At 64.7% G+C, this 25744-nt stretch carries 22 protein-coding genes; 10 read left to right on the forward strand and 12 right to left on the reverse strand.

What is annotated here, in order from left to right; all coding sequences use genetic code 11:
• Window positions 1-101 precede the first annotated feature (101 nt).
• Window positions 102-1835: a type IV-A pilus assembly ATPase PilB gene (gene pilB, locus VGN58_RS03415; protein ID WP_327481627.1), complete on the reverse strand. Its 1734-nt coding sequence runs from the start codon at window positions 1833-1835 to the stop codon at window positions 102-104.
• A gap of 145 nt (window positions 1836-1980) precedes the next feature.
• Here pilB and VGN58_RS03420 point away from each other — a divergent pair, with 145 nt between their 5' ends.
• The 4 genes from VGN58_RS03420 (at window position 1981) to VGN58_RS03435 (ending at window position 6059) form a co-directional block, all read left to right on the forward strand.
• Entirely contained in the window at window positions 1981-2826 is an 846-nt protein-coding gene (locus VGN58_RS03420) for a glycosyltransferase family 2 protein (protein WP_327481629.1), read from the forward strand.
• 127 nt (window positions 2827-2953) lie between these two features.
• Window positions 2954-3658, forward strand: coding sequence for a class I SAM-dependent methyltransferase (locus VGN58_RS03425; RefSeq protein WP_327481631.1), 705 nt, complete (start codon window positions 2954-2956; stop codon window positions 3656-3658).
• Window positions 3655-4890 carry a glycosyltransferase gene (locus tag VGN58_RS03430; protein WP_327481633.1) on the forward strand — a complete coding sequence of 412 codons (1236 nt, stop codon included), beginning with the start codon at window positions 3655-3657 and terminating at the stop codon, window positions 4888-4890. The genes VGN58_RS03425 and VGN58_RS03430 overlap by 4 nt, the downstream gene beginning before the upstream one ends.
• Window positions 4887-6059 carry a CDP-glycerol glycerophosphotransferase family protein gene (locus VGN58_RS03435; RefSeq protein ID WP_327481635.1) on the forward strand — a complete coding sequence of 391 codons (1173 nt, stop codon included), beginning with the start codon at window positions 4887-4889 and terminating at the stop codon, window positions 6057-6059. The genes VGN58_RS03430 and VGN58_RS03435 overlap by 4 nt, the downstream gene beginning before the upstream one ends.
• Before the next feature lie 71 nt (window positions 6060-6130).
• On the opposite strand, the gene VGN58_RS03440 is transcribed toward VGN58_RS03435, so the two are convergent.
• The 11 genes from VGN58_RS03440 to VGN58_RS03490 all read right to left on the reverse strand — a co-directional run bounded on the left by VGN58_RS03440 (window position 6131) and on the right by VGN58_RS03490 (window position 20068).
• Entirely contained in the window at window positions 6131-6733 is a 603-nt protein-coding gene (locus tag VGN58_RS03440) for an NTP transferase domain-containing protein (RefSeq protein ID WP_327481637.1), read from the reverse strand.
• Window positions 6734-6783: 50 nt separating this feature from the next.
• Window positions 6784-7386 (reverse strand): HAD family phosphatase, encoded by a 603-nt coding sequence (locus tag VGN58_RS03445; protein WP_327481639.1) that lies wholly within the window; start codon window positions 7384-7386, stop codon window positions 6784-6786.
• Window positions 7383-8078 carry a class I SAM-dependent methyltransferase gene (locus VGN58_RS03450; protein WP_327481641.1) on the reverse strand — a complete coding sequence of 232 codons (696 nt, stop codon included), beginning with the start codon at window positions 8076-8078 and terminating at the stop codon, window positions 7383-7385. The genes VGN58_RS03445 and VGN58_RS03450 overlap by 4 nt, the downstream gene beginning before the upstream one ends.
• Before the next feature lie 75 nt (window positions 8079-8153).
• The gene (locus VGN58_RS03455; protein WP_327481643.1) at window positions 8154-9911 is read right to left on the reverse strand and encodes an ABC transporter ATP-binding protein; all 1758 of its coding nucleotides are present in this window, start codon (window positions 9909-9911) and stop codon (window positions 8154-8156) included.
• A gap of 285 nt (window positions 9912-10196) precedes the next feature.
• Window positions 10197-11597: a sulfatase-like hydrolase/transferase gene (locus VGN58_RS03460; RefSeq protein ID WP_327481645.1), complete on the reverse strand. Its 1401-nt coding sequence runs from the start codon at window positions 11595-11597 to the stop codon at window positions 10197-10199.
• A 147-nt stretch (window positions 11598-11744) separates the two neighbouring features.
• Entirely contained in the window at window positions 11745-12107 is a 363-nt protein-coding gene (locus VGN58_RS03465) for a prepilin-type N-terminal cleavage/methylation domain-containing protein (RefSeq protein WP_327481648.1), read from the reverse strand.
• A gap of 80 nt (window positions 12108-12187) precedes the next feature.
• A complete protein-coding gene (locus VGN58_RS03470) occupies window positions 12188-14044 on the reverse strand; it encodes a hypothetical protein (RefSeq protein ID WP_327481650.1) in 1857 nt (618 codons plus the stop codon).
• A gap of 9 nt (window positions 14045-14053) precedes the next feature.
• The gene (locus tag VGN58_RS03475) at window positions 14054-15925 is read right to left on the reverse strand and encodes a hypothetical protein (protein WP_327481652.1); all 1872 of its coding nucleotides are present in this window, start codon (window positions 15923-15925) and stop codon (window positions 14054-14056) included.
• Between the two features lie 111 nt (window positions 15926-16036).
• Window positions 16037-16390 (reverse strand): prepilin-type N-terminal cleavage/methylation domain-containing protein, encoded by a 354-nt coding sequence (locus VGN58_RS03480; protein ID WP_327481654.1) that lies wholly within the window; start codon window positions 16388-16390, stop codon window positions 16037-16039.
• 428 nt (window positions 16391-16818) lie between these two features.
• Complete coding sequence (locus VGN58_RS03485) at window positions 16819-18219, reverse strand: sigma-54 dependent transcriptional regulator (protein ID WP_327481656.1); 1401 nt, start codon at window positions 18217-18219, stop codon at window positions 16819-16821.
• A 226-nt stretch (window positions 18220-18445) separates the two neighbouring features.
• Complete coding sequence (locus VGN58_RS03490; RefSeq protein ID WP_327481658.1) at window positions 18446-20068, reverse strand: sensor histidine kinase; 1623 nt, start codon at window positions 20066-20068, stop codon at window positions 18446-18448.
• Between the two features lie 200 nt (window positions 20069-20268).
• Here VGN58_RS03490 and sucC point away from each other — a divergent pair, with 200 nt between their 5' ends.
• The 6 genes from sucC to VGN58_RS03520 all read left to right on the forward strand — a co-directional run bounded on the left by sucC (window position 20269) and on the right by VGN58_RS03520 (window position 25678).
• Window positions 20269-21438 carry an ADP-forming succinate--CoA ligase subunit beta gene (gene sucC, locus VGN58_RS03495; protein WP_185896918.1) on the forward strand — a complete coding sequence of 390 codons (1170 nt, stop codon included), beginning with the start codon at window positions 20269-20271 and terminating at the stop codon, window positions 21436-21438.
• Between the two features lie 96 nt (window positions 21439-21534).
• Entirely contained in the window at window positions 21535-22410 is an 876-nt protein-coding gene (gene sucD, locus VGN58_RS03500) for a succinate--CoA ligase subunit alpha (protein WP_327481663.1), read from the forward strand.
• Between the two features lie 116 nt (window positions 22411-22526).
• Window positions 22527-22811, forward strand: coding sequence for a CopG family ribbon-helix-helix protein (locus tag VGN58_RS03505; protein ID WP_327481665.1), 285 nt, complete (start codon window positions 22527-22529; stop codon window positions 22809-22811).
• A gap of 3 nt (window positions 22812-22814) precedes the next feature.
• Complete coding sequence (locus tag VGN58_RS03510) at window positions 22815-23117, forward strand: type II toxin-antitoxin system RelE/ParE family toxin (RefSeq protein ID WP_327481667.1); 303 nt, start codon at window positions 22815-22817, stop codon at window positions 23115-23117.
• A 10-nt stretch (window positions 23118-23127) separates the two neighbouring features.
• Window positions 23128-24765 carry an NAD+ synthase gene (locus VGN58_RS03515; protein ID WP_327481669.1) on the forward strand — a complete coding sequence of 546 codons (1638 nt, stop codon included), beginning with the start codon at window positions 23128-23130 and terminating at the stop codon, window positions 24763-24765.
• A 25-nt stretch (window positions 24766-24790) separates the two neighbouring features.
• Window positions 24791-25678 (forward strand): vitamin K epoxide reductase family protein, encoded by an 888-nt coding sequence (locus tag VGN58_RS03520; protein WP_327481671.1) that lies wholly within the window; start codon window positions 24791-24793, stop codon window positions 25676-25678.
• The last annotated feature ends 66 nt before the right edge of the window (window positions 25679-25744 follow it).

The raw sequence follows: 25744 nt of genomic DNA on the forward strand, positions 1-25744 counted from the left end.
CGCCGCGCCTGTGACGGGGGCCGGGTTTCGGTGACGTGACCGGTAAACGGGGGCGATGAGCCGCCCGCAGCGGTCACCGCTGGCGGGCGGCCGGCCCTGGATCAATCCTTGGTGACGCGGTTGATCTCGGCCAGGCTGGTGATGCCGTTGCGGACCTTCAGCAGGGCGGACTGGCGCAGGTCCCTGATGCCGACCTTCTGTGCCGCTTCGGCGATCTGCAGGGCGTTGCCGCCGGCCAGCACGATTTCCTGGATGGCCTCGTTCATCGGCATCACTTGGTAGATGCCGGTCCGCCCCTTGTAGCCGCTGGTGCACTCGTCGCAGCCGACGGCCTCGTAGACGGTGAAGCCGGTGGCGATCTCGGCCTCGCTGAAGCCCTCGGCCAGCAGCGCCTGCGGTGGCAACTGCACCGGCCGCTTGCACTTGGAGCACAGCCGGCGTGCCAGGCGCTGGGCAATGATCAGCGTCACCGAGCTGGTGATGTTGTAGGGCGCGATACCCATGTTCATCAGGCGGGCGATGGTCTGCGGCGCGTCGTTGGTGTGCAGCGTGGACAGCACCATGTGACCGGTCTGCGCGGCCTTGATGGCGATCTCCGCCGTCTCCAGGTCGCGGATTTCGCCGACCATGATGATGTCCGGGTCCTGGCGCAGGAAGCTGCGCAGGGCGGCGGCGAAGGTCATGCCACGCTTGTTGTTCTGCTGCACCTGGTTCACGCCGGGCAGCCGGATTTCCACCGGATCCTCGGCGGTGGAGATGTTGCGGGTCTCGTCGTTGAGGATGCCCAGCGCGGTGTACAGGCTGACCGTCTTGCCCGAGCCGGTCGGTCCGGTGACCAGCACCATGCCGTAGGGCTTGTGGATGGCCTCCTCGAACAGCGCCTGCTGGTCGGGCTCGTAACCCAGCTTGTCGATGCCCAGCTTGGCCGCGCTGCCGTCCAGGATACGCAGCACGATCTTCTCGCCGAACAGGGTAGGCAGGGTGCTGACGCGGAAGTCGATCTGCTTGGTCTTCGACAGGTTGAGCTTGATGCGACCGTCCTGGGGCACACGCTTCTCCGCGATGTCGAGCTGCGACATCACCTTCAGGCGGGCGGCGATGCGGTCCCTCAGCTTGGTCGGCGCCTTGGCCACCTGCTTGAGGATGCCGTCGATGCGCAGGCGGACGCGATAGTCCGTCTCGTAGGGTTCGAAGTGGATGTCCGAGGCGCCGCGCTTGATGGCATCCACCAGGACCTTGTTCACGAACTTGACCACCGGCGTGTCGTCGCCCTTGCTGTCGACGCCTGCGTCGCCACCGGCGTCCTCGTCACCCGCCTCGACGTCCAGGTTGTCTAGTCCGTCGTCATCGTCGCCGAAGCTGCCGCCCATGCTCGACGCGGCGCTCTGCCACTGGTCCAGCGTGCGTTTCAGCTGGTCCTCGTCCACCAGGATCGGCTCGACGATCAGGTTGGTGTGGAACTTGATCTCGTCCAGCGCGGAGTGGCTGCGCGTGGGGTCCGAGACGCCGACGAACAGCTTGCCCCCGCGCTTGAACAGCGGCAGCACCTGGTGCTTCTGCACCAGCTCCTCGCTGACCAGCTTGAGGGCGTTCTGCGCGGGGTCGAACGCCGAGGCATCCAGCAGGGACATGCCGAATTCCACGGCATTGGCCGCCGCCAGCTGCGGCGCGGTGACCAGCCGCTTCTCGGCGATCCACTGCGGCAGCGGCACCTTGGCTTCGGTGGCGTTGGCCATGGCCGCGCGGGCGGCGGACTCTTCCAGGGCGCCGTCCTGCACTAGGCGGCGTGCCAGGCCGGTGATGCCGACGAGGTTGGCGGAGGCGACTGCATTCATGGGGACATCCAAGCGAACAAGTTTTGCCACATTAAAGCAGGAACCGTGCCTAACCGCAGGATGGGCGAGGAGCGCTGCACTACCCGCTACGAGCTCTTTCTTGGGGTCGAGCTTCCGGCTAACCTAGTCCGAAAGGGGACCAAACATGACCATTTCCGTCATCCTGCCCGCCAGGAACGAGGCCGGTGGCCTGGATCGGACCTTGCCCGTGCTGAGGGCCTGCATGCCCGGTGCCGAGATCATCGTGGTGGACGACGGTTCGACGGACGCCACGGCGGCGATCGCGTCCGGGCACGGCGCGATCGTGTTGTCCTCACCCTACTCAATGGGCAACGGCGCGGCCATCAAGCGCGGCGCGCGCGCGGCGAAAGGCGACATCCTCGTCTTCATGGATGCGGACGGGCAGCACGATCCGGCCTGCATCGCCGCTCTGCTAGCCAAGCTGGACAATGGCTACGACATGGTGGTCGGTGCGCGCGACTGGTCGGGACAGGCCGGCGTACACCGGGGGGCGGCGAACGCGTTCTACAACTGGCTCGCCAGTCGGATGACGGGGTTCGACGTCAAGGACCTGACATCGGGATTCCGCGTGGTGCGCGCCGACAAGTTCAGGGAGTTCATCCACCTGCTGCCCAATGGCTTCAGTTACCCGACCACCAGCACCATGGCGTTCTTCCGTAGCGCCTACTCGGTGGCCTACATGCCAATTCCGGTGGCCAAGCGCTTGGGCAAGAGCCATATCCGCCCACTCAAGGATGGCATCCGGTTCCTGTTGATAATTTTCAAGATTGCCACGCTTTACGCGCCGTTGAAGTTGTTCGTGCCGGTATCTGGCGTCTTCTTCTTGACCGGTCTTTGTTGGTATGGCTACACATTCGTTACCAGGCATCAGTTCACCAACATGAGCATGCTGCTGTTCAGCGCCTCGGTAATCGTGTTCCTGATCGGGCTGGTGTCGGAGCAAATCACGTCGTTGATTTATCGACAGTAGGAATAACGTCAGCCATAAGAATCAAAGGTCGCGACCATACTTGTCTGATGGGCGAGCCTAGATCTCTCGTCGTAAGTAGTTGAACCGTGCACGGTGCCAATTGATTGGATATAGCTCTCATGCAGCCTTGGATGCCATAAGCCGGCTGAAGAAAGCCGTCAAGATTGATCGCCTGTTCGCGAGATGTGTGGCACTCCCACTGCGTGGGCGCATGCTGGAGGTGGGTGCTGGATCCGGGCAAATATCCGCGTATTTTGCTGCCAAGTACCAGGGGGAATTGCGGGTCGATGCGGTCGATGTTGCGGATCAGCGCGTCGTTTCGCAAGGATTCGATTTCCGGACGTACGACGGACAGCGACTGCCATTCGATGACGACGAGTTCGATCTGATAGTCAGCAACCATGTGATCGAACACGTCGGGTCGCGCGGAGACCAGGAAGTCCATCTCCGGGAACTGGCGAGGGTGCTAAAGCCGGATGGCGTGATCTATCTGGCGGCACCCAGTAAGTGGCAGTTCATCGAGCCGCACTTCCGCCTTGCCGGACTCAGCTGGATTCCGCGTGGCATGAGAGACAGGTATGTTCGCCTGGCAGGGAAAGGCGAACACTATGATTGCAACCCGATGGGACATCTGGAGCTGGAGCTGATGGCGGGCGACTGCGGATTGCAGGCGTGCAACATCAATGTCGACGCACTGCACGCCCTCTGCGAAGAAAAGGATGCGGCAATCGGCAGGTGGCTGCGCAAGATTCCCAATGGACTACTGCAGGTTGCTTATCGAATTTCCCCGACAATGGTCTATCTACTGAAGCGGCAAACGGTGCGGGAATGACCAAAGAGGCTGCTACGGACCATCCGCACACACCAGTGCTGCTTGTGCTCGCATCCACCTATCCGCGTTGGCCGAGCGATCCGGAGCCCGCGTTCGTGCATGAGCTGTCGAAGCGACTGACGGACCGTTTCCGCGTCGTGGCGTTGGTGCCGCATGCGCCGGGCGCAAAGCGGCATGAAACGATGGATGGCGTTGAGATCGTTCGCTACCGATACGCGCCGCAAAGGCTGCAAACGTTGGTGAATGATGGTGGCATCGTCTCCAATTTGCGCCAAAAGAAGTGGAAGTTTCTGTTGGTACCTTCGTTCGTGCTGGGTCAGGTATGGGCCGCTTGGCGCCTAGTGCGCGAGCAGCGCATCGATGTGGTTCATGCGCATTGGCTGCTGCCACAGGGTTTGATCGCAGCCCTAATGCAATGGCTGCCGGGTCGGAGAGTCCCGTTCGTGGTCACATCGCACGGTGCTGACCTGTATGCTTTGCACGGCCGGCTCCTCGATGCGATGAAGCGCTTTGTCATCGGTCGAGCTGCTGCCGCCACAGTCGTCAGTCGCGCGATGCTTGGCCGCCTAGATGCGATCGGTGCTGGCGTGGCCAAGGCCTCGGTACTGTCGATGGGCGTAGACCTCGCGCAGCGGTTCGCTCCGGATCCGTCAATGCTGCGTTCCGACCGCGAACTTCTGTTCGTCGGGCGCTTGGTCGAGAAGAAGGGGCTTCGTCATTTGCTCGACGCCATGCCGGTGGTACTGCGCGCGCATCCCGATGCGCGTCTTGTGGTCGCGGGTTTTGGCCCGGAGGAGCGTGCCCTGAGGGAGCAGGTGTGCATGCTGGGACTTGGGCACGCAGTGCGTTTTCTCGGTGCGGTACATCAGACGGATCTGCCTTCGCTATATCGGCGCGCGGCACTGTTTGTCGCGCCTTTCGTGCGCGCCGAATCCGGCGACGAGGAAGGGCTGGGACTGGTACTGGTGGAGGCAATCGGGTGCGGCTGCCCGATCGTCGTCGGCAACGTGGCGGCGATGGAGGAGGTGTTCGGTGCGGAGCTGCCCGCGGCCGCGGTTGATGCGCGTGATGCGCTAGCTTTGGCTGCGCGCATCATCGCCGCGCTGGACAACCCCGAGGTCAGTCGCGAATCAGCGGAAAGATTGCGCGCGAAGGTAGTGGAAAGGTTCGATTGGGAGCGCATCGCCGACGCCTATGCCAGGTTGCTGACGCGTGCAGGAGGCGCGGCATGAAGATCGACAAGCGCAATCCTGCGCACTGGTTGTCACTGGCTGGTTTCTGGCTGCAGGCGGCGCTGGGAACCGCATTGCGGCCGTTGTTGCGTTCGAGCAATGGAACCATCGTGTTGTACGGGCACAAGCTCAATGGCAACCTGCTGGCGCTCTATCGCCACATGCGGGCGAATCCCAGCGTCGGACTGCGCCCGGTGTACCTGTCGATGGATCTCGATTACCTACGCGAATTGCGCGCGCAGGGCGTAGATTGCTGCTGGGCGTGCGGACCCGCCTGTGCCGCACTGCTGGCCCGCGCTGAGGCCTTAGTGAGCGACCATGGCCTGCATTCCCTTGGATCATGGCGAGGGGAATACCAACGGCTGGACATGAAGTTCTTCGACGTCTGGCATGGCATGAGTACCATGGAGTACCGGCCCGAAGATGTTTCCGATCGCCATCGTTATGATGAGATATGGGTTGCATCTGAGCTTTATCAGTTGGTGTACACGACCCGCTTCGGTTTTGATGAGGGAAAGGTCGTCATGACCGGCCATGCGCGCGCGGACAGGCTCATTGCACGCACGGAGGATCGCGATATCTTGCGAAGACAATACGGCCTTCCGGTCGACCGCCGCCTGATCCTGTTCGCGCCCACCTGGAAGCAGCAGTCGCGTGCGCGCAGTATCTATCCCTTTGGGTGTGGGAAGGCCGAGTTCCTTGAAGGCATTTGCCGCGTTGCGCTCGATCATGGGGCAAGCGTGGTCATGCGTAGTCATCTGAACAGCAGCGATGCGGTTGCCGTAGAAGTCGAAGGTTTGTATCTGCTTCCGGCATCGCGGTATGCCGATACGGAAGCGATCCTTGAGATGTGCGACATCCTTGTCTGCGACTGGTCCACGATCGCGTTCGATTGGCTCTTGCTGAATCGCCCGGCGATATTTCTGGAGGTGGAGCCGCCTTATCCCTTGGGTGCCTTCCTCGGGGACGAATTCCGTTATGGTGAAATTGTCGATGCTTTCCCGCAGCTCTTGCAGTCGTTGGGAAGAATTTTGGGCGATCCGGCCGAGTATTGGGGCCGGTATGGCCCGCGCCACCAAGCCGCGAAGGACAAGTTTTACGGCACGATGGCCGATGGAAGGGCGACAGAGCGGTGTGTGAATCGCTTGATTGAGTGGATTCGCGCCTAAGGTCTGCTTCTGTTGCCGCACCATGCTGGCGGCTTCAGCGCGATAACCTGTGACCGACAGTCGACTCTCTGTCAGCGATTTTCGTCCATCGCTTGCGCGAACTCCTTGGCCTTCTCAAGATCCAAGACGGTGTCAATTTCCCGAAGGTCGAGCATGGAGGCTGGCAAGGGAATGCTGTCTTCCAATCTTTCGTAGACGTAGCCCATGGCGCCATCGAGCATGCGCGCGGGTCCGGAAACCACGTTGGCCCATTCGCAGTCGCGCCCCGACTCACGGGTAAAGGCGGAAATCAGCTTGGTTTCGTTGCACTGTGGATCCGAGACAAGGTCGACGTTTACCGGGTTCTCGCTTCTGCTTGGTGCAATCGCCGCGAGAAGTTCATGGTTGCGCGCCTTGTTGATGAATTTCCGTAGGGAGTCCGGATGAATGATTAGATCGCCGTCCAGGAACAACGTCTTGCCTGCGAGACCCCGCGCGCCGAGCGCCATGCTCTGCACGGTGTTGGTCGTGCGATAGTCGGGATTCCTGACGATCACGACCCGACGATGAAACGTGGAACACAAGTTGATGACCAGCTCTTCGCGATAACCGACGACCACGTGGATACGATCCACGTGCTCTTCCAGACTTTCGACCAGACGACTCAGGAGCGTCCGCCCTCCAAGCTCAAGCATGCACTTCGGCAAGCCATGGCCCAGCCTGGATCCCAGTCCCGCGGCGGCGATTACAGCGTGTTCAACAGCTTGCACAGGGCATCCCCGTCATGAACCACGAAATTTGATTCGGCTACTGCAGCAGGCATCGGGCTATGGATTCCCCCGAATGCGATCGCCGTGTCGGCCGCCCTGAACATGGGCACGTCGTTGGAACCGTCGCCGATGGCGATGACGCGTTCAAAACCACGATTGCGGACACTCTTGACTGCCTCGCCCTTGTCGAGGATGTGTCGAAGGCTAATCATGCCATTCTTCGCGGTAGCCAGCGAAGTGTATCCATCGCATCCGATCCGGTCGATGAGTTGCTTTACCCAGATATCCAGGTTGCCCGTAACGATGAAGCACTGATCCGGCCTGGATTGAATGAATGTCGTGAGCTGCGGGTCAAGCCGGATATCGTTAACGATGGCATGCACGGCTTGCAGCGGTACCTGCCCGAGGATGGCGACACGCAAGCGCAACGATTCCTCGAACGTGAGCAATCCTTCCATGGTAATGCGCGTCAGCGTCGCGATTTCCTCCGAAATTCCGAGTTCCGCGGCAATGCATGGCAGGATTTCGGCGGAAGTGAGTGTCCCATCGAGGTCGAAACAGTAAGCGGTACGGCTCATGTCCGCTCCAGGACGATCCAGCGCTGGATCGTTTCCGCGCGGTTGTTCAATTCCGCTTCGTAGACATCGCCTTGGTCAACGACCCGGAAGCCCGATGCGAAAAGCGTCTCGGTCATACATTCCTCAAGTTCCTGTTGGGTCCGATAAATGGCGTTGTAGTTCTGCTCAAGTTCATCGGAAAAGTGCTCCTTGATGGTAAGTCGCTTGAGGACCCCGACGGGTTCTCGCATCAAAATGCGGCATTGTTGCGAAGCGACGGAGTTCATGCAGCGGTATGCACTTGCCACGTCTTCGTCATTGAGATAGATCATGACGCCGCAACACAAGATACGATCGAAGGGGCGCGACTCGCCAAGTCGAGGCAACGAATAGTTTTCTGCAGACGCCACCGAAAATCTCAGGTTGGCGTCTTGGGGGTGCGATGCTCGTGCGTGCTTGATCAACTCGGCGCTGAAGTCGATGCCATGGTAGTAGGCGGAATTTCCGGTGAGATCTTTGGTCCAGCGTCCGGTGCCGCACCCCACGTCGAGAACGCGCAGGCCGTCGTGCAGTTGTAGGATAGGAAGCAGTCGGGCCTTTTCCGCCGCGTCGCGTCTCTCTGCCAGATCCGGATGCTTGTCTTGATAAATGACTGCGCGCGTCAGGCCGACGCTCTCCACCTTTCGCGCCCGCTCCTGGAAAAACTTAGCCACCCTGTCCTTGTCTATGCGCGGTTTCGATTCTTCATTCGCGGAGGAGAATGTTCGAGTCACGATGGCCTGCCCAAGCTATTGGACGTTGGTTGCGCCGCGCGCGGAATGATCGTTACGGGCGTCGATGTTAACAACTTCCTGGCACCCACGCAGCGATGCGTCCTTGTGCGCGATGATCACGATCGTCTTGCTGCCAGACAGCCTGCTAATCGCCTCGTTCAGCGCTTCCTCGGTCTGCACATCCAGTGCGCTGGTCGCCTCGTCGAGGAACAACACCGGAGGATCCCGGTACAGCGCGCGGGCGATGCCGATGCGCTGGCGCTGCCCGCCCGATAGTCGAATGCCGCGATCGCCGACATCCGTCCCGTAGCCTTGCGGCAATTCGTTCATCACGAAATCGTGGATTTGCGCTGCGCGCGCCGCGCGTTCGACCGCCTGCATATTGATGCCCTCGCGCGGCACACCAAAGGCGATGTTCTCGGCCACGCTCGCATCGGACAGGAAGATGTGCTGCGGCACATAACCAATCGCGCGCTGCCAGGCTGCGGCGTTGTTTGTGTCGACCGGCGTCCCATCCACCATCAGCGCGCCTGACTGCGGATGCAGCAGGCCGAGCAGAAGGTCCATCAACGTACTCTTGCCGGTGCCGCTGCGGCCAGCGATGCCGACAGTGGTGTTGGCCGGGATCGCAAGATCGAAACCATCGAACACCGGCTTGTCGGGCGCCAGTGGATAGGCGAAACGCACGCCCTGCAGACGGATCTCGCGCCGCGGCACCAGCGGCTCCGCTGGGGCAGCATGGGCCTCCTCCGGCAATGCGAGGTCGTGGTGGATGTTGTCCAGCGCGGAAGAAGAGAACCGCAGCTTGGCAAAGCCGCGATACATGATCTGTGCCGCCGGAAGCATGCGGTAGGCCGCAAATCCATACAGGCCGAGCGCGGGGATTACGTGCGCCACGTCATTCGAACGCAGCAGCAACACCACTGCCACCACGATCAGCAGACTGTATCCCGTGGCCTCGACCAGGTACAACGGCGACTGGCTGAGCGTGTCGTTGGTCGCCGTATGGCGCGAGAACAGCCGCGAGGCACGTTCGAATTGCGACAGGTAGGCCGTGGCAGAATGCGTGACCTTGACGTCCTTGATTCCGCCGATTGCTTCATTGCATGCTTGGTAGCGCTGGGCGTTCGCCGCCTGTCGTTCTTGGCCAATGCGTGCCAGCCGCTTGCGCGCCAGCCAATAGATCGCACTGTAGAGCAGGCCCAGCACGGCCACGATGTACAACGCGGTCGCAGGGTCGTAGGCGAAGATGAGCAATGCCATGGAGGCGACAACAGCGCCCTGAGCGATTAGTTGCGAGAGAGGCTGGATCAGCTCGAACAGGAGTTGGTCGACTTCGGACAGTACATTCTTGGCCAGTCCCGAGGAATTGCGTTCGAGAAAGAACTCGTAAGGCTGGTGGAGGTAGCGGGAGAGCAGTCGGGAACTGAGTGAATGCCTTTCCAGGTGCACAAAGCGGTTCAGCATGTGCAGGGTGGTCGTCTTGTATGCCGAGGACAGTACTACGATGGCCATGGAAGCCAGCCCCAGCATAAGGACGAACTGCCGAGTTCCGGTTGCGCCCGATGCCACGAAGGCACGCTGCAGAAAAGGGTTCTCGTGCACCATTTCGGGACGGCCCAATACAGACAGGAACGGTGCGATTGAGAGGACTCCGGCTGTCTCGGCCAACGCCATCAGGATGACCAGGCCCAATATCACCAGCGCTTTCTTGCGCTCTGGGGGCGTTAGCAATGCCCAGATCTTCTTTAGGATGGTGGGATAGCGGCTCACTGTAGGAGATGATAGCAGCGGTATCTCCAGCCGGCTTGCCGCGATCCCGGGACATCATCATGACCATGACGTCCAGCCTGATCCGGCCGGCATTGCGCGCAGGCCGCAAGAGCAGCGCGAGTCCGCGATCCGATCATTGTCGATTGTTCAGGGCCTTGCCGTGGATGCAGGAGCCAGGCGCGTTCGATGGACGTAGGCAGGTGATAGGGCCGGCCTTCCGCTGGTGGTCGGCTTTCTCGCTCCGACATGGCGGATTCTGGTGGCATGCCAAGATGGGGTAAGTGGTCATTTCACTCGCAGGTGCACATAAGGTACGGCGCCATCGACGAAATGGCGCTTGAATTCCTGCTGGTCGAGAATGGGAGGTGAGTGGTCGCCTACGATGAACACCTCCGCGCCGCGCATTGCCGGCTGCACTAGGACATCCGCGAGTTGATGAAAGAACTGCGCGTGCAATTTGCTCATCCGACACGTGTCGCCGTGTTCCGGTAGCTGGTAGCCGGCGCAGTCGAAGGCATCCAGCCACAGGTCGCGCTGATCGTAGGGCGCGTGCGTGTTCAGCGTCATCCAGTAGACGAACTGGCGATCGTCGCCTTCGAATGAAGCGGGCAGGGTCGACTCCATGATTTCCCGGTCGCAGGCCCCGGGAAACGAATGGCAGCGCGTTCTCCAGGATGCGGTGTCCCGGAAGAGGATGGTGTCGAAGCCTGCTCGGGGATACCAGAATTGCCGGGCGTGCATGCCCCCGTCGGCGGCATGGATCGCGGTGGTCCTGTATCCCCGTGCCTTGAGTTGCCAGGGCAGGCAGTGCTCGAAACCTCCGGTGACCGGCGCCAGGTTGAGGTGGCGCGCGGCCAGGCCGCAGAGATAGCGCAGCTCCGCCTCCACGGTCGCGTGGTCACCGGGTGCCCGTCCCTTTTCCACCCACTGGAAACGCGCCTGCTCCGCGAGCAAGGGCTTGAGCATGGCGTCCTGGAGCCGTTGATCCTTCATCTGGCCCCAAGATTCGACGACAATCAGCAAAAGCTTCCTGCTGGCGGTACGGTCACGGGTCCATGCCGCAATCTCGTCCCGGAATCCAACCGAGTGCAGCGGGTTTACCCGTTCGAACACGCTGTCGAGTACCAGGTTGGCGCGGGTATTCGTGTAGTAGGCCAATTGGCTGCCGAGCACGCTGCTCTTGTTTCGGTCGAACTCCGAGCTTCGCGGGTCCAATCGGGATTGGGCCCCATAGCCCAAGACAGCAAGCCCGAGCAACAACAGCGCGGCAAGCCGGTCTGTATTGCGCGCAAAGTGATAAGCCGTGCCAACCATGGCCGTCAGCATTACCAATCCGCCGAACGTCGTGAGTTGCCAAATGGGCGGCGCATAAGGCAACAGGGTGACCAGATAAAAAATATCGCTGGGGTGCAGTACCGGATACACCAGCCCCTGGATCGACAGCGCGTCTGCAAGCAGGAACACCGTCGTCAGAACGGCCCCCAGCTTTCGCCAGCCATAGGCAAACACCACGCCAGAGACCAGATAGTCCAGAACGATATAGGGTCGTTCGACGTTGAAGAGATGCGTGGCGATCCAGAACGGCAGGTTCGGAAGCACGCCATAGATCAATGCCAAGCTGGCGGAACGCAGGTCAGGCAGTCGCGGGCGGATTTTGGGGGCTCCCATGTCATGCATTCGATCCATTCCGGGGAATCCGGTGCTACGTCTCGACGTGTCAAAAACGCATCAGAATGCGACGGCGCCAATTGCCCGCCATGCTGGCCGACGTTGGAACAAGTCCTTCCAGCAGCTCCGTGCGTGATGGCCGGGAGGCCGGTTTCTATGTCCCGCCTACAGCGCCAGCGAGCAGGCAGCGGTTCCCGCGTAGCAGGTGGTTTCCTTCAGGATGCTGCTGTTGCCGCGCGCCGGTGGGGTGAACTGGACCGGCGTGTTCGCAGCCCAATCGCTGGGCTGCAACGGCGCAGTCGGTCCGGTTTCGCAGGCGCTGGCCACGAACGTGGTGCTGTTGCGGTCATCCGCCATGTCAGCCGACGCCGTATGCATGAAGGCATTGGCCTCGGCCAGGCAGGCGGCGTTGGCCGAGCGCTGGGTGTAGTCGCGGTAAGCCGGCAGCGCGATGGCCGCCAGGATGGCGATGATCGCGACCACGATCATCAGCTCGATCAACGTGAAGCCGGAATTGCGCTGGTGCATGGCTGTTCTCGTTCGGTGTCCCCATCAAACACACAGCAAGAACCGGGCCAAGCAGGGCCGGCGGCGTGCCATCAGGCCAATCATTCCTCCATTGTGTGACGACCCGCCGCATTTGCCTGCCTGACGGCGGCGGCCCAGTCCGTCTGGCCTTCCCGTTCCCATTTGCTGGCCAGTGCAATGATGCGGGAATCTCCCACCGGCAGGTCGCCAGCGGCACGGACGAACCACGGCAACGCGTGTTGCCGTTGCGCCGGCACCGAGGACAGGATGAAATGGCCGATGTGTAGGGATTCGGCGGGCGAAAACGCGGCGCGCCGACCGATGATCTCGATCACCCGCATGGCCTGGGTTTCGTCCAGCCCGACTCCCGCCCGCAGGTTCTTGAGGGTGGTCCACAGGATATTGCGGGTGGGCGGCGTCATCCGCGCAGTCTCCAGCCGCTGCGCCAGCCGGTCCCAGTCCCCTCGGGTTACCGTGCCTTGGATGCTTTTGTAGGTGACGATGTTGGAGAAGGCCGAAGTCGAGTCCGTTTGGGCCGCACCGTCTTCGACGGCCTCGATGGCCAGCGCAAGGTAGGGACTGTCCTTGCCGGCGCGCTTGCCTGCCAGGTCGAAATAGGCGCCGCCCAGTTCAAGCCAGGCCCGTGACGAGTCTGGCGCGATCCGCGCATGGTAGTGGGCGAGACGGATCGGGTCGCCCCAAGCATAGGCGCGCATGGCGCCGCTCACGCACAGGCCCGCCAGCAGGATGCCGGCAATGACGGCGCACCAGCGGGGCGGGACGCGCCAGTGCTGCGCGGCAGCGGCCAGCAGGTCCCCCAATGCCACGATCGCGCCGATCAGGGCGAAGTGGTTGCGGTGCTCGAAGGCCAGTTCCAGTCCGATCACGTTGCTGGTGATGAAGTGCCCCGCGAAAAACAGCAGCACGCCGAAGGCGAACACCGGCCGGCGCCTGCGCCATGCCCAGGCCCACCCGACCAGCGCCACTACCAGCAGCAATGCCGGCAGCGTGGTCGCCGGTCGCATCAGCCCGCGCGAAATGACCAGCGTGTCGTAGTGGAACGGCATCCGGTCGGGCAGCGGCAGCACGATCTGGCCCAGATACATTGCCAATACCCGGCCCTGGGTCAGCAGGCGCTCCAGGCTGCTGAAGTCGCGCCCCGCATAAGCTTGCCATCGCCAGTAATGCGGTACGGCCCACAGCAGGTAGAGGGCCACCCCCGCCAGTACAGCCAGCAGCCAGGTCCGCCGTAGCGACCGCTCGCGCCACGGTTGTGCGGCACGGAACTGCAGCACCGTCACCTCCAGCAGCAGGCAGTAGGCGGGCAGCATGGCGGCATCTTCCTTGCTCGCCAGCGCCAGTACCCAGAACGCCAGCGCCAGCAGTCCTTGCAGCCAGGCGCGTTGGCCGGCCATCTGTGCCTGCCGCAGGCCTAGGTATGCCCACAGCGCCAGCACCAGGAACAGGGTGGACAGCGTCTGCATGCGCTGCACGACATACAGCACGGAAGACACCTGCAGCGGATGCACCGCCCAGGCCAACGCCATCAGCAGTGCGCCGACCGCCGCGCGCTGCGCGGACCAGCCGGCCAGCGCCAGCACGCGGCGCAGCAACAGTGCCAAGGCAACCGTCGTCAGCCCATGGATCACCAGGTTGGTGGCCTTGAACGTGGCCGCGTCCACGCCGCCGCCGCGCCAGTAATCCAGCGCGAAGCTCAGCATCGCCAGCGGACGCGATCCGCCACCGGCATGGAAACTCGACGCCGCATCCAGCAGTGCGTTGCCGTCCAGCCGGTCCACCCGGATCAGCCAGTTCTGCACGATGGTCTGCACGTCGTCCAGCAAGAAGCCGCCGCCCAGCCCGGGCAGGAATAGCGCGGCAGCCAGCGCTCCCGCCAGCAGGGCGAGGAGCGGGAAACGTATGGGGGTCAGCGTCATGGACATGGATCAGGGCGAGGGAGGCGCGGCAGGGACCGGCTGCTTGGTGGACCATCCGGCCTGCTCGATGATCCGGGCCAGGTCCGGCCTGCCCTTGTCGCGCAAGTCGGCGGCCAGCTCACCGGCAAACGGATCGCCCGGCGGGATGCGCGCGATCGCCTTCAGGTAATAGGGCATGGCCAGGTCCGGCTCGGACCAGGCCTTCATCAGACTGTCGCCGATGTACACCAGCTTGGACGGATTCGGATCGCTCCGCTGCTCCAGCGTGGCCAGTGCCTGCAACACCTGCTGCCGGTCCAGCGGCACGCCAAGGCTGGCGTAGTGGGTGAGGATCAGGGGTGCCCGCGCGTTGTCCCAACTCATGTGCACGGTATTCAGCCGCCCCTGTACGCGCGCCCAGTCCTGCGTGGACACGTCGCCGCGGATTGTTTTGAGCACCGTCAGCAGCACCAAGCTGTTGAGCGAGCCCGGCGCCGCCTCGGCGCCGGAGGCGCAGGCGCCGATGGCAGCGTCCAAGTGCGGGTTGGGCCGCGTCTGGACGCCGCCACCGGCAATGAAATACGCATCGCACAGTTCGATCCAGGCGCGGGGCGAGCCAGGGGCAGCCTGCGTGCTGGCCTTGGCCAACGACACATTGCTGCGCCAGTCGTGCGAGCGCATCGCGGTGGCGCTGCCCAAGGCAAGTAGCAGTGCCGCGCACAGGCCGGTCTGCGCCAGCGGACGCATGCGGAACCGCTCGCCAACGCCTGCGAGCAGACTGCCCACCGCCAGCACCGCACCGATCAGGGCGAAGTGATTGCGATGCTCGAAGGCCAGTTCCAGCCCCACCACGTTGCTGGTGATCGCATGCGCGCCGAAAAACAGCAATACGCCCAGCGCAAACAACGGTCGACGCAGGCGCAGGCGCCAGGCCAGCACCAGCAACCCCGCCACCAGGGCCAGAGCAGGCAAGGTCGTCCATGGGTGCAACAGGCTGCGGGAGGGCTGCACCCAGTCGTAGTAGAAAGGCATGTGCCGGGGCAGCGGCAGCAGGATCTGCCACAGGTACATGCACAAAACCCGGGGTTGGGTCAGCAGGCGTTCCCAAGTCGAGAAATCACGGCCGGAATAAGTGTCCCAACGCCAGTAGTGCGGGATCACCCATAGCACGTAGGCTGCCGCGCCTGCCAGTACAGCCACCAGATAGCCACGGCGCAATGCCTTCGTGATGCGCGCATCGGCGGCGGCAAAGCGCAGCACGGTCAATTCCAGCGCCAGCGTGTAGACGGGCAGCAGCACCGAGTCTTCCTTGCAGCCCAGCGCCAGTACCCACGAAAAGGCGCAGGCCAGCAGGCCCGACCGTCCCGGGAGTCCCTGCAACTGCGCCTGCCGCGCGTGCAGGTACGCCAGCAGCGCCAGCACCAGGAACAGCGTGCCCATCGTCTGCAGGCGCTGCACCACGTACAGCACGGCCGACACCTGCAACGGGTGCAGCGCCCAAGCCAGCGCCAGCGCGCAGGCCATCGCATTCGCCTTCTTGGGATTCACGGCGGCGGCCAGCAGCAGGCTGCGGAACAACCAGGCCAGCGCGCAGGCGGTCAGCGCATGGATGACGATATTGGTGGTGCGGAAAGCGGCCGGGTCCGCGCCGCCGGCGCGCCAGTAATCCAGCGCGAACGTGAGCGTCGGCAGCCCACGCATGGAGCCGGACACCTGCGGGGTTGCCACCACGTCCAACAGGGCGCGTACATCCAGCCGGGTCAGGTGGATGCTGGCGTTGTTGACGAGGTTGGGGATGTCGTCGAACACGAACATGCCCGGCAGTCCGAACCAGAACGCCAGGCTGGCGACCAGGGCGACGGCCAGGCTGGCAAGCGCGAATCGGCGGGGCGCGGCGAGCATGCAGGGTCCTGGGCAGCGAGGTGGCCGGCCAAGGGCCGGAAAAGCGAAAAGCGCCTTGCGGCGCTTTTCGCAGGAGGGCAGGCAGTACCGGACTGCCTGCGCTTGCAGGGATTACTGCAGGCTGCAGGTACCCGAACCCACGTTGCAGCTGGTGTCGCGCTTGATGCTGGAGTTGCCACGGACCTTGGCGACGAAGTCGATATCGTTACCGCTGTCGTAATCGGCCTGGGTCGCGGTGGCGCCCGATTCGCAGGCGGCGGGGACGAAAGCGGTCGGAGCACGGTCATCGGCCGCATCGGCCACGGCGGTGTTGATGTAGGCCTTGGCTTCGGCCAGGCAGGCGCTGTTGGCCGAGCGCTGGGTGTAGTCGCGGTACGCCGGCAGCGCGATGGCGGCCAGGATGGCGATGATGGCGACGACGATCATCAGTTCGATCAGGGTGAAGCCCTGGGCGTTCTTCTTCATGCTAGTTCCCCTTTCAGGATTGGCTTGATGGTTGTGGGACACAAGCCCCGTGTCCCTACATGGACCGTGGGCGCCGCGTACAGCGATACGACGCGTGCAGGTGTGTAGAGCAGGATGCGTGCCAACTTCTGATACCCCCAGCGATTCCCCCACACTTCCCCGGGAGGAAACCCTGACACCGAAGTCGGGCGGGACTATCGCATCATTCTTTTGCGATGTGTATCGGGGAATGCGTTCAATCCCGGTTCGTGTCACAGATTGACGAACAGGCTTTCGGAGCCGGCACGCGCCGATTCCCTGACACCCCTTTGGTTACATGACCCTTTGCGTCAGAAAGTGACGCAAAGGGTCAGTCGGGTCACTGTGGGATGCGCCGCACGCTTGCATCGAGACGTATATATACGGTCTGGCGCAAGCCCTTGAGCGACCTACTCCATCCCCAGCTTCTTCAGCTTGTAGCGCAGCGCCCGGAAGGTGATGCCCAGCTGGGCGGCCGCCTTGGTCTTGTTCCAGCGGTTCTCTTCCAGCGCCTTCTGGATGGCCGCGCGCTCCAGCTGCTCGATGTAGTCCGGCAGCGCGCCTGCGGCCGGGTCCACGTCGACGGCGCCCGGCGCGTCGCGGACCACCTCGCCCGGGCTGAAGTCGCCGCCGAACTTCTTGCCGGCCGGCGCCTGCGGCAGGTAGAGGTCGTCGATCTCGATGCTGTGGCCCTCGGACATGGCCAGCGCCCGCTCCAGGATGTTCTCCAGCTCGCGCACGTTGCCGGGGAACGGATAGCGCCCCAGCGCCTCCATCGCCTCGGGCGACACCGACGGCGCCATCCGCCCGTGCTGGGCGGCCAGCCGCTCCAGGATGGCGGTGGTCAGCTGCGCCAGGTCGCCGGTGCGCTCGCGCAGCGGCGGCACCCGCAGCTCGATGACATTGATGCGGTAGTACAGGTCGTGGCGGAAACGGCCGTCGGCGGCCAGCTCGCCCAGATCCTTGTGCGTCGCCGACAGGATGCGCACGTCCACCTGCACCTCGCCGGAGGCGCCGACCGGGCGCACCGCCTTCTCCTGGATGGCGCGCAGCAGCTTCACCTGCATCGGCAACGGCAGCTCGGCCACCTCGTCCAGGAACAGCGTGCCGCCATTGGCGGCCTGGAACAGGCCCTGCTTGTCGGCGTGGGCACCGGTGAAGCTGCCCTTCTTGTGGCCGAAGAACTCGCTTTCCATCAGTTCGGCCGGGATCGCGCCGCAGTTGACCGGGATGAACGGACCGGACGCGCGCGCGCCCTGCTCGTGGATGGTGCGCGCGACCAGCTCCTTGCCGGTGCCGGACTCGCCCATGATGTAGACCGGCGCTTGGCTGCGGGCGACCTTGCCGATGGTCTCGCGCAGGCCGTCCATCGCGGCCGACGCGCCGAGCAGGCGGCTGGCCTGCTCCGGCGGCGGCGGGGCCGGCGGGGCGCGCTCGCTGTTGTTCAGTTCCAGCGCATGCTTCACCAGCCCGCGCAGGACGGTCAGATCCACCGGCTTGCTAACGAAGTCGAAGGCGCCGGCCTTCAGCGCTTCCACCGCCAGCTCGATGTTGCCGAACGCGGTGATCATGGCGACCGGGGTATTCGGGTAGTTTCGTGCGATCTCGCCGACCAGGTCGATGCCGTTGCCGTCGGGCAGGCGCATGTCGGTGAAGCACAGGTCGTAGGTGTTGCGGCCCAGCAGCTCGCGGGCCTCGCCGAGATTGGCGGCGGTGTCGATGCGCAGGCCCATGCGGCCCAGCGTCAGCGTCAGCAGTTCACGGATATCGCGTTCGTCGTCGACGATCAGGGCGCTACGGCTTTGATTCATGCATTCCCCCTACTGCCCCTGTGCCGGCAGTGTACCCAGTGAATGTTAAACATGGTAGGCGAAGGCTCGGTGTACATGAGATTGCCAGGACGCCTGCAGCCGCGGGCCATGCCCGCGATACGAGAGGTGCCTTTGTAGGAGCGGGCCATGCCCGCGATGCTCTTTGCGCGCCCCCTGGAAAGCATCGCGGGCATGGCCCGCTCCTACAACAGCGGTTCCTGCGTGACTAAGCGGGCAACAAGGCATGCGGCCCGGGCAGGGTGACGCGGAAGCATGCGCCGCCGCCGGGCACCGGGACGTATTCCAGCGTGGCCTGGTTGGCCCGGCACAGTTCGCGGGCGATGTAGAGCCCCAGGCCGGTGCCGTGCTCGGAGGTGGTGAAGAACGGACGGAACAGCTGCGCCGCCACTGCCTCGGGGATGCCGGGGCCGCGGTCCATCACGTCGATGGTGGGGCGGCCTTCCGCGTTGAAGACGCGGACACGGATGCGCGCGGACTCGCCCGGCAGGCGGCCGTAGTTCAGCGCGTTCTGCACCAGCACCGTCACCACCTGCTGCAGGTGGCGCGGATCGACCAGCGCCGGCACCGGTCGGGCGCCGATGATGGTCTCCAGCGTGTCGGTCTCGATGGACAGCGTCTGCTGGTAGTCGTCCACGAAGCGGCGGACGAACACGTTGAGGTCCACGTGCTCGGGCGTGGCGCGCTCGCGACGGGCCAGGCCCAGCACGCTCTCGACGATGCCGTTGGTGCGCTGGCACTGCTGGTGGATGATCTGCAGCAACCGGCGATCGCCGTCGTTGACGTGCGGGGATTCCTCCAGCAGCTGCACGGCATAGTTGATGGCGGCCAGCGGATTGCGGATCTCGTGCGCCAGGCTGGCCGAGAAGCGGCCCAGCGCCGCCAGCGTCAGCGATTCGGCCCGGCGCGAGACCACCGTGGCGTCGTCCAGGAAGATCAGCGAGGTCTCGCTGTCGGCCAGCAGGCGGGCGAAGCGCGGCTGCACTTCCGGCTGGTCGGGGGTGAGCTGCATCGGCGTTTCGTCGGTCTGCCAGCCGTTGCGCCAGCGCTGCAGGCGGCGGGCGAGCTCCGGCGCGGCATGCAGCAGCGAGACGCCCTGGCCATCGGCACCCTGGCCGTCGCCGCCTTCGCCGAGCAGCAGGCTGGCGGCCTCGTTGGCCAGCTTGATGTGGTTGTCGGCATCCACCACCAGCACGCCGGTGCGCATGCGGCGGATGATCAGTTCGTTGACCTCGAACAGGTTGGCCACTTCCTCGCCGCGCTTCTCCGCCAGTGCCTGGCTGTGGCGCGCCTTCTGGCCGGCCTGGTGCGCCAGGTAGGCCAGGGCCAGGTAGCTGACCGCGAACATGATGACCTCGGCCAGCGAGCGGCTCTCGCTCTGGTCATGGAAGGCGGTGACCAGGTATTCCCCGAACAGGCCGGCGATGGCCATGAGCGCCACGATCAGCGCCATCCGCGTGGACGGCAGCAGCAGCGCCGCCGCCGAGACGTTGAACAGCAGCATCATCGCCACGCCGGCGGTGGCGTTGGGCAGGGCATGGGTGATCAGGGCGGCGACGACGATGTCGATGCAGACGCTGCTGAAGACGATCCAGACCAGCCACTGCACGCTGCGGCCGACGAAGAGGAACACCAGCGCCATCACCAGGTAGGCGATGGCGACCGCCGCGCCGAGGTCCGGGTGGCGGGGCTGGCCCAGCACACTGCCCAGCGGGCTGAACATCAGCGCCGCCAGGATGCCGGCTTCCAGCACCCGGTAGAGCGCGAAGAAGTACAGCTCGCGGCGCGGGACCGATTCGATGCGGGACAGGAGCGACTGGGCCTGGCGCAAACGCGTACTTCCCCTGTAGCGAGGGGCACAGTATAGGCATGCGGGCCGGCGCCGCGCCCGGTCGCGCCTTTGCCACCAAAGGCTTAGACCCCGGGTTTTGCGCCCCCCGGCCGCGTCGGCGACAATAGGGGGCTCGCCCAGCCGCCGCCCCCGGGGCCCCGGCCCGGGCGATGTCTTCTGTTCCCTACCCACGGTGACGCATGAATTTCCACGAATATCAGGCCAAGCAGCTGCTGGCCGAGTACGGCATCCCGGTCCCGGCCGGCAAAGTCGCGGCCACGGCAGACGAAGCGGTCGCGGCCGCCCAGTCCCTAGGCAACGGCCCCTGGATGGTCAAGGCCCAGATCCACGCGGGCGGTCGCGGCAAGGCCGGCGGCGTCAAGTTCTGCAAGACCGTCGATGACGTGAAGGCGGCCGCCGGCAAGATGCTCGGCACCAAGATGGCCACCTACCAGACCGCCGGCGTCGAACTGCCGGTCAACCTGGTGCTGGTGACCACCGCCGGCGAGATCGTCAAGGAGCTGTACCTGTCGGTGCTGGTCGACCGCGGCACCCGCACCATCACCTACATCGCCTCGTCCGAGGGCGGCGTGGAGATCGAGCAGGTGGCGGCCGAGACGCCAGACAAGATCCACACGCTCAACGTCGACTTCGTCGAAGGCGTGCAGCCGTACCAGGGCCGCGAGTTCGGCTTCAAGATGGGCCTGACCGCCAAGCAGGCCGGCCAGTTCGCCAGCATCATGGTGAACCTGTACCGCATCTTCAACGAGAAGGACCTGGCGCTGGTCGAGATCAATCCGCTCGCCATCCTGGACGACGGCAACCTGTACGCGCTGGACGGCAAGTTCAACAGCGACGACAACGCCAGCTTCCGCCACAAGGACCTGGTCGCCATGCGCGACAAGAGCCAGGAAGACGAGACCGAAGTGCTGGCCTCGGAGATGGACATCAACTACGTGACCATGGACGGCAACATCGGCTGCATGGTCAACGGCGCGGGCCTGGCCATGGCCACCATGGACGTCATCAAGCTCAACGGCGGCGAGCCGGCGAACTTCCTGGACGTGGGCGGCGGCGCCAACAAGCAGCGCGTGATCGAAGCGTTCAAGCTGATCCTGTCCTCGGACAAGGTCGAAGGCATCTTCGTCAACATCTTCGGCGGCATCGTCCGCTGCGACATGATCGCGGAGGGAATCATCGCCGCGGTGAAGGAAGTGGGCGTCAAGGTGCCGGTGGTCGTGCGCCTGGAAGGCACCAACGTGGAAGAAGGCAAGCAGCTGCTGCGCGACAGCGGCATGGCCATCATCCCGGCCGACAACATCAACGACGGCGCCAAGAAGGTCGTTGAAGCGGTCAAGGCCGCCGCCTGATCCCACGCGTGTCGCAGGGCGGGCCCCGGCCCGCCATCGACCGATCCAGACATCAAGACGGCGGGCCAGGGCCCGCCCTACAGGAAGACAGATTCCATGAGCGTTCTGATCAACAAGAACACCAAGGTGATCGTGCAGGGCTTCACCGGCCAGCAGGGCACCTTCCACGCCACCCAGATGATCGAGTACGGCACCCAGGTCGTCGGCGGCGTCACCCCCGGCAAGGGCGGCACCACCCACATCGACCTGCCGGTGTTCGACACCGTCGCCGATGCGGTCAGGAGCACCGGCGCCGACGCCTCCGTCATCTACGTGCCGCCGCCGTTCGCGGCCGACGCGATCCTCGAAGCGGCCGCGGCCGGCATCAAGGTCATCGTCTGCATCACCGAGGGCATCCCGGTGCTGGACATGCTGCGCGTCAAGAACGTGCTGACCCGCGCCCATCCCGACACCGTGCTGGTCGGCCCGAACTGCCCCGGCGTCATCACCCCGGGCGAGTGCAAGATCGGCATCATGCCGGGCCATATTCATATGCCGGGCAAGATCGGCATCGTGTCGCGCTCCGGCACGCTGACCTATGAAGCGGTCAAGCAGACCACCGAAGTGGGCCTGGGCCAGTCGACCTGCATCGGCATCGGCGGCGACCCGATCAACGGCCTGAACTTCGTCGACTGCCTCAAGCTGTTCAACGAAGATCCGCAGACCGAAGGCATCATCATGGTCGGCGAGATCGGCGGCGATGCCGAGGAAGCCGGCGCCGAGTACATCAAGCACCACGTGAAGAAGCCGGTCGTCGGCTTCATCGCCGGTGCCTCGGCCCCGGCCGGCAAGCGCATGGGCCACGCGGGTGCGATCGCCTCGGGCGGCAAGGGCACGGCCGAAGGCAAGTTCGCGGCGATGGAAGCCGCGGGCGTCGTCACCGTCCGTTCGCCAGGTGACCTGGGCGCGGCGATTGCGAAGCTGGTGAAGTAAGCCTCGCGGTCGGGCGTCACGCGGGAAGCCGCCTTCGGGCGGCTTTCTTTATGGCAAGAAAGCGTGTAGCGCTCTTGTGCTACAGTGGCGCGGCCCGTCCACGTCGGAGTCGAGCCATGTCCACGACCACCATCCGTCTGCCTGAAGATCTGAAGGCGCGCGTCGCGCGCGCAGCGCAGCGCAGCGGGGCCAGTACCCACAGCTTCATCCTCGAGGCCATCGCCGAAAAGACCGAGGCGCAGGAGCGCCGCGATGAGTTCTACGCCGAAGCGCTGCGGCGTAAGGAGGATTTCGAGCAGACCGGCAGGGCGGTGCCTTGGGACGAGATGCGTGACTACATGCTCCGGCTGGCAAGGGGGGAGCACCCGCCGCGTCCCGTCGCGAAGAAGGTGGATCGTTGATCCGTGGCGCATATCCTGCTGGCCGAGCGGGTCGCCGACGATGCCGCGCGCATCATCGAGCATCTGTGGGAGCACGAAGCGGCTGACGCCGAGGCGCGGTTCGCCGCGATCTACCTGGGCATCGATGCCCTGGCAGACAATCCGCTGATCGGCCGCCCGTACCAGGGCCCTTGGCGGGAACTGGTGATCGGACGCGATTCGCGCGGCTACGTGGTGCTGTACACCTATCAACCCCTCACCGATGTCGTGCATGTCTGGGCCATCCGCGCGCAACGCGAAGCCGGATATGCCATCGAATTACCTTGATGGAGTCCGAATGACCCAGACCCTCCGCATCGCCATGGCGCAGTTCGACTTCCCGGTCGGCGCCGTCGCCGAGAACACCGCGGGCATCCGGCGCATGATCGCCGAGGCGCGCGACGAGTACGGCGCCGACGTGGTGCTGTTCCCCGAACTGGCCGTGAGCGGCTATCCGCCGGAAGACCTGCTGCTGCGGCCGCGCTTCCTGGCCGACTGCGAAACCGCGCTGACCGAGATCGCCGCCGGCACGCACGGCATCGTCGCCGTGGTGGGCTGGCCGCAGAGCGCGGGCAGCGTGGTCTACAACGCGGCCAGCGTGCTGCGCGACGGTGCCGTCGAAACCACCTACCGCAAGCGCGAACTGCCCAACTACGCGGTGTTCGACGAGCGCCGCTACTTCGACGTGGATCCGGACGGCGGTGCCTGCACCTTCGAGGTGAACGGCGTGCCGCTGGGCCTGGTGATCTGCGAGGACCTGTGGTTCCCGGAACCGCTGGCCGACACCGCCGAGGCGGGCGCCGTGCTGACGCTGGTACCCAATGCGTCGCCGTTCGACCGCGACAAGCATGCGCAGCGCGATGCCCTGATCGCCGAGCGCACGCGAGAGACGGGCATGGCGCTGGCCTACCTCAACGTGGTGGGCGGGCAGGACGCGGTGGTGTTCGACGGCGCGTCCGTGGTCGCCGACGGCGACGGCACGGTGCATCCGGCGGCGGCGGCGTTCACCGACCAGTGGCTGGTGGTGGACTTCGATGCCGCCACGCGCCGGTTCACGCCGGTGGTATGGATGGACGACGGCGACGAAAGCCGCGACGCGCTGGCGTGGCGCGCCATCGTGCGCGGCATCCGCGACTACTGCGGCAAGAACGGATTCTCGAAGGTGTGGCTGGGCCTGTCCGGCGGCATCGACTCGGCGATGGTGCTGGCGCTGGCGGTCGATGCACTCGGCGCCGACAACATCACCGCCGTTCGGCTGCCGTCGCGCTACACCGCCGGCCTGTCCAACGACCTGGCGGCCGAGCAGTGCGCGGCGCTCGGGGTTAAACTCGAGGCGATCTCGATCGAAGCACCGTTAAAGGGCTTCCTCGACGCGCTGGGCCCGGTCTTCGGCGACAGGCCCGCCGACACCACCGAGGAGAACCTGCAGTCGCGCAGCCGCGGCGTCATCCTGATGGCGCTGAGCAACAAGTTCGGCGGGCTGCTGCTGACCACCGGCAACAAGAGCGAGTACGCCGTCGGCTACGCCACCATCTACGGCGACATGTGCGGCGGCTACGCGCCGATCAAGGACCTCTACAAGACCGAGGTGTTCGCGCTCGCGCGCTGGCGCAACACGGTCGGCGGCGCGCCGGTCATCCCGCCGGCTGTCATCGACCGTCCTCCGTCCGCGGAGCTGCGCGAGAACCAGAAGGACCAGGATTCGCTGCCGCCGTACGACGTGCTGGATGCCATCCTGTTCCGTTACGTGGACCAGGAGCAGTCGCGCGACGAGATCGTCGCGGCCGGCTTCGATGCCGCCACCGTCGACCGCATGCTGCGGCTGGTGCGCATCAACGAATGGAAGCGCCACCAGGCCGCGCCCGGTCCTAAGGTGTCGCGCCGCGCCTTCGGCCGCGAGCGCCGTTATCCCATCACCAACAGGTACGCGCTGTGAGCGTGGCCGCGCGACGGAGACCGGAATGACAAGGAAGAAGAAGCGTTCACCGCATCGCGACCGCCCTGCGGCGCCCGCGCCGCGCCCGGCCACGCCGCCCGACAGGGTGATGCTGGCGCTGGCGGTACTGGGCCTGATGATCACCGGTTACCTTACGTGGACGGCCGGCAGCGGTTCGGCGTCGGCGTTCTGCACGGGCGATGGCGGCTGCGATGCGATCCAGCGCAGCGGCTGGTCCACCCTGCTCGGTCTGCCGATGGCGTTGTGGGGTTTCGGCCTGTATGCGGTGGTCGCGCTGGTGTCGCTCTCGCGCAAGGCGTCGCCGCTGCTGCGTTGGCAGCGGCAGTGGCGGCTGGTGCTGCTGGGCCTGGCGATCAGCGTGTACCTGACGGCGGTGGGCAAGCTGGTGCTGGACGCGTTCTGCGTGGGCTGCCTGGCGTCGCTGGCGGTGCTCGCGGCGATGTTCGTGTGGCTGCAGGTGCGTCGTCCCGCCGCCGCACCGGGCCAGGCCTGGGGCCGCTGGTGGGCGGTGCAGGCCGTGCCGGTGCTGCTGGTCGTCGCCGCCCTGCATGTCCACCAGAGCGGCCTGCTGCACCAGCGGCCGGAAAGCCGGCGCGCGGAGGCGCTGGCGCAGCATCTGTCCGACTACGGCGCGACCTTCTACGGTGCGTCGTGGTGCGTGGAATGCAGCCGGCAGAAGCGCGCGTTCGGCCATGCGGCGGACCGGCTGCCCTACGTGGAATGCGCGCCGGGCGGTCGCAATACGCCGATGGTCTCCGCTTGCGCTTCGGCCGGCGTCACCGTGTTCCCGACCTGGGTGATCGACGGGATCGAGCACAACGGGGTGATGGAGCCGCGCCAGCTGGCGGTGCTCACCCGCTTCGACTGGGACAAGGGCGCTGCCGCAGAGTGATCGCGCGGCGCCCGTCAGCGGAAACGAAAAAGGGCCTCGCGGCCCTTTTTCCTTGCAGCGACCGCC

The sequence above is a fragment of the Pseudoxanthomonas sp. genome (assembly GCF_035999195.1).
In the GTDB taxonomy this organism is placed as follows: domain Bacteria; phylum Pseudomonadota; class Gammaproteobacteria; order Xanthomonadales; family Xanthomonadaceae; genus Pseudoxanthomonas_A.

What these genes read in the sequence shown, in the direction of transcription:
- VGN58_RS03440 (WP_327481637.1), bottom strand. Translation starts at nt 6,733, where the DNA reads ATGCTTGAGCTTGGAGGGCGGACGCTCCTGAGTCGTCTGGTCGAAAGT.
- VGN58_RS03420 (WP_327481629.1), top strand. Translation starts at nt 1,981, where the DNA reads ATGACCATTTCCGTCATCCTGCCCGCCAGGAACGAGGCCGGTGGCCTG.
- VGN58_RS03445 (WP_327481639.1), bottom strand. Translation starts at nt 7,386, where the DNA reads ATGAGCCGTACCGCTTACTGTTTCGACCTCGATGGGACACTCACTTCC.
- VGN58_RS03520 (WP_327481671.1), top strand. Translation starts at nt 24,791, where the DNA reads ATGACAAGGAAGAAGAAGCGTTCACCGCATCGCGACCGCCCTGCGGCG.
- pilB (WP_327481627.1), bottom strand. Translation starts at nt 1,835, where the DNA reads ATGAATGCAGTCGCCTCCGCCAACCTCGTCGGCATCACCGGCCTGGCA.
- sucD (WP_327481663.1), top strand. Translation starts at nt 21,535, where the DNA reads ATGAGCGTTCTGATCAACAAGAACACCAAGGTGATCGTGCAGGGCTTC.
- sucC (WP_185896918.1), top strand. Translation starts at nt 20,269, where the DNA reads ATGAATTTCCACGAATATCAGGCCAAGCAGCTGCTGGCCGAGTACGGC.
- VGN58_RS03460 (WP_327481645.1), bottom strand. Translation starts at nt 11,597, where the DNA reads ATGGATCGAATGCATGACATGGGAGCCCCCAAAATCCGCCCGCGACTG.
- VGN58_RS03515 (WP_327481669.1), top strand. Translation starts at nt 23,128, where the DNA reads ATGACCCAGACCCTCCGCATCGCCATGGCGCAGTTCGACTTCCCGGTC.
- VGN58_RS03465 (WP_327481648.1), bottom strand. Translation starts at nt 12,107, where the DNA reads ATGCACCAGCGCAATTCCGGCTTCACGTTGATCGAGCTGATGATCGTG.
- VGN58_RS03485 (WP_327481656.1), bottom strand. Translation starts at nt 18,219, where the DNA reads ATGAATCAAAGCCGTAGCGCCCTGATCGTCGACGACGAACGCGATATC.
- VGN58_RS03475 (WP_327481652.1), bottom strand. Translation starts at nt 15,925, where the DNA reads ATGCTCGCCGCGCCCCGCCGATTCGCGCTTGCCAGCCTGGCCGTCGCC.
- VGN58_RS03430 (WP_327481633.1), top strand. Translation starts at nt 3,655, where the DNA reads ATGACCAAAGAGGCTGCTACGGACCATCCGCACACACCAGTGCTGCTT.
- VGN58_RS03505 (WP_327481665.1), top strand. Translation starts at nt 22,527, where the DNA reads ATGTCCACGACCACCATCCGTCTGCCTGAAGATCTGAAGGCGCGCGTC.
- VGN58_RS03435 (WP_327481635.1), top strand. Translation starts at nt 4,887, where the DNA reads ATGAAGATCGACAAGCGCAATCCTGCGCACTGGTTGTCACTGGCTGGT.
- VGN58_RS03480 (WP_327481654.1), bottom strand. Translation starts at nt 16,390, where the DNA reads ATGAAGAAGAACGCCCAGGGCTTCACCCTGATCGAACTGATGATCGTC.
- VGN58_RS03470 (WP_327481650.1), bottom strand. Translation starts at nt 14,044, where the DNA reads ATGACGCTGACCCCCATACGTTTCCCGCTCCTCGCCCTGCTGGCGGGA.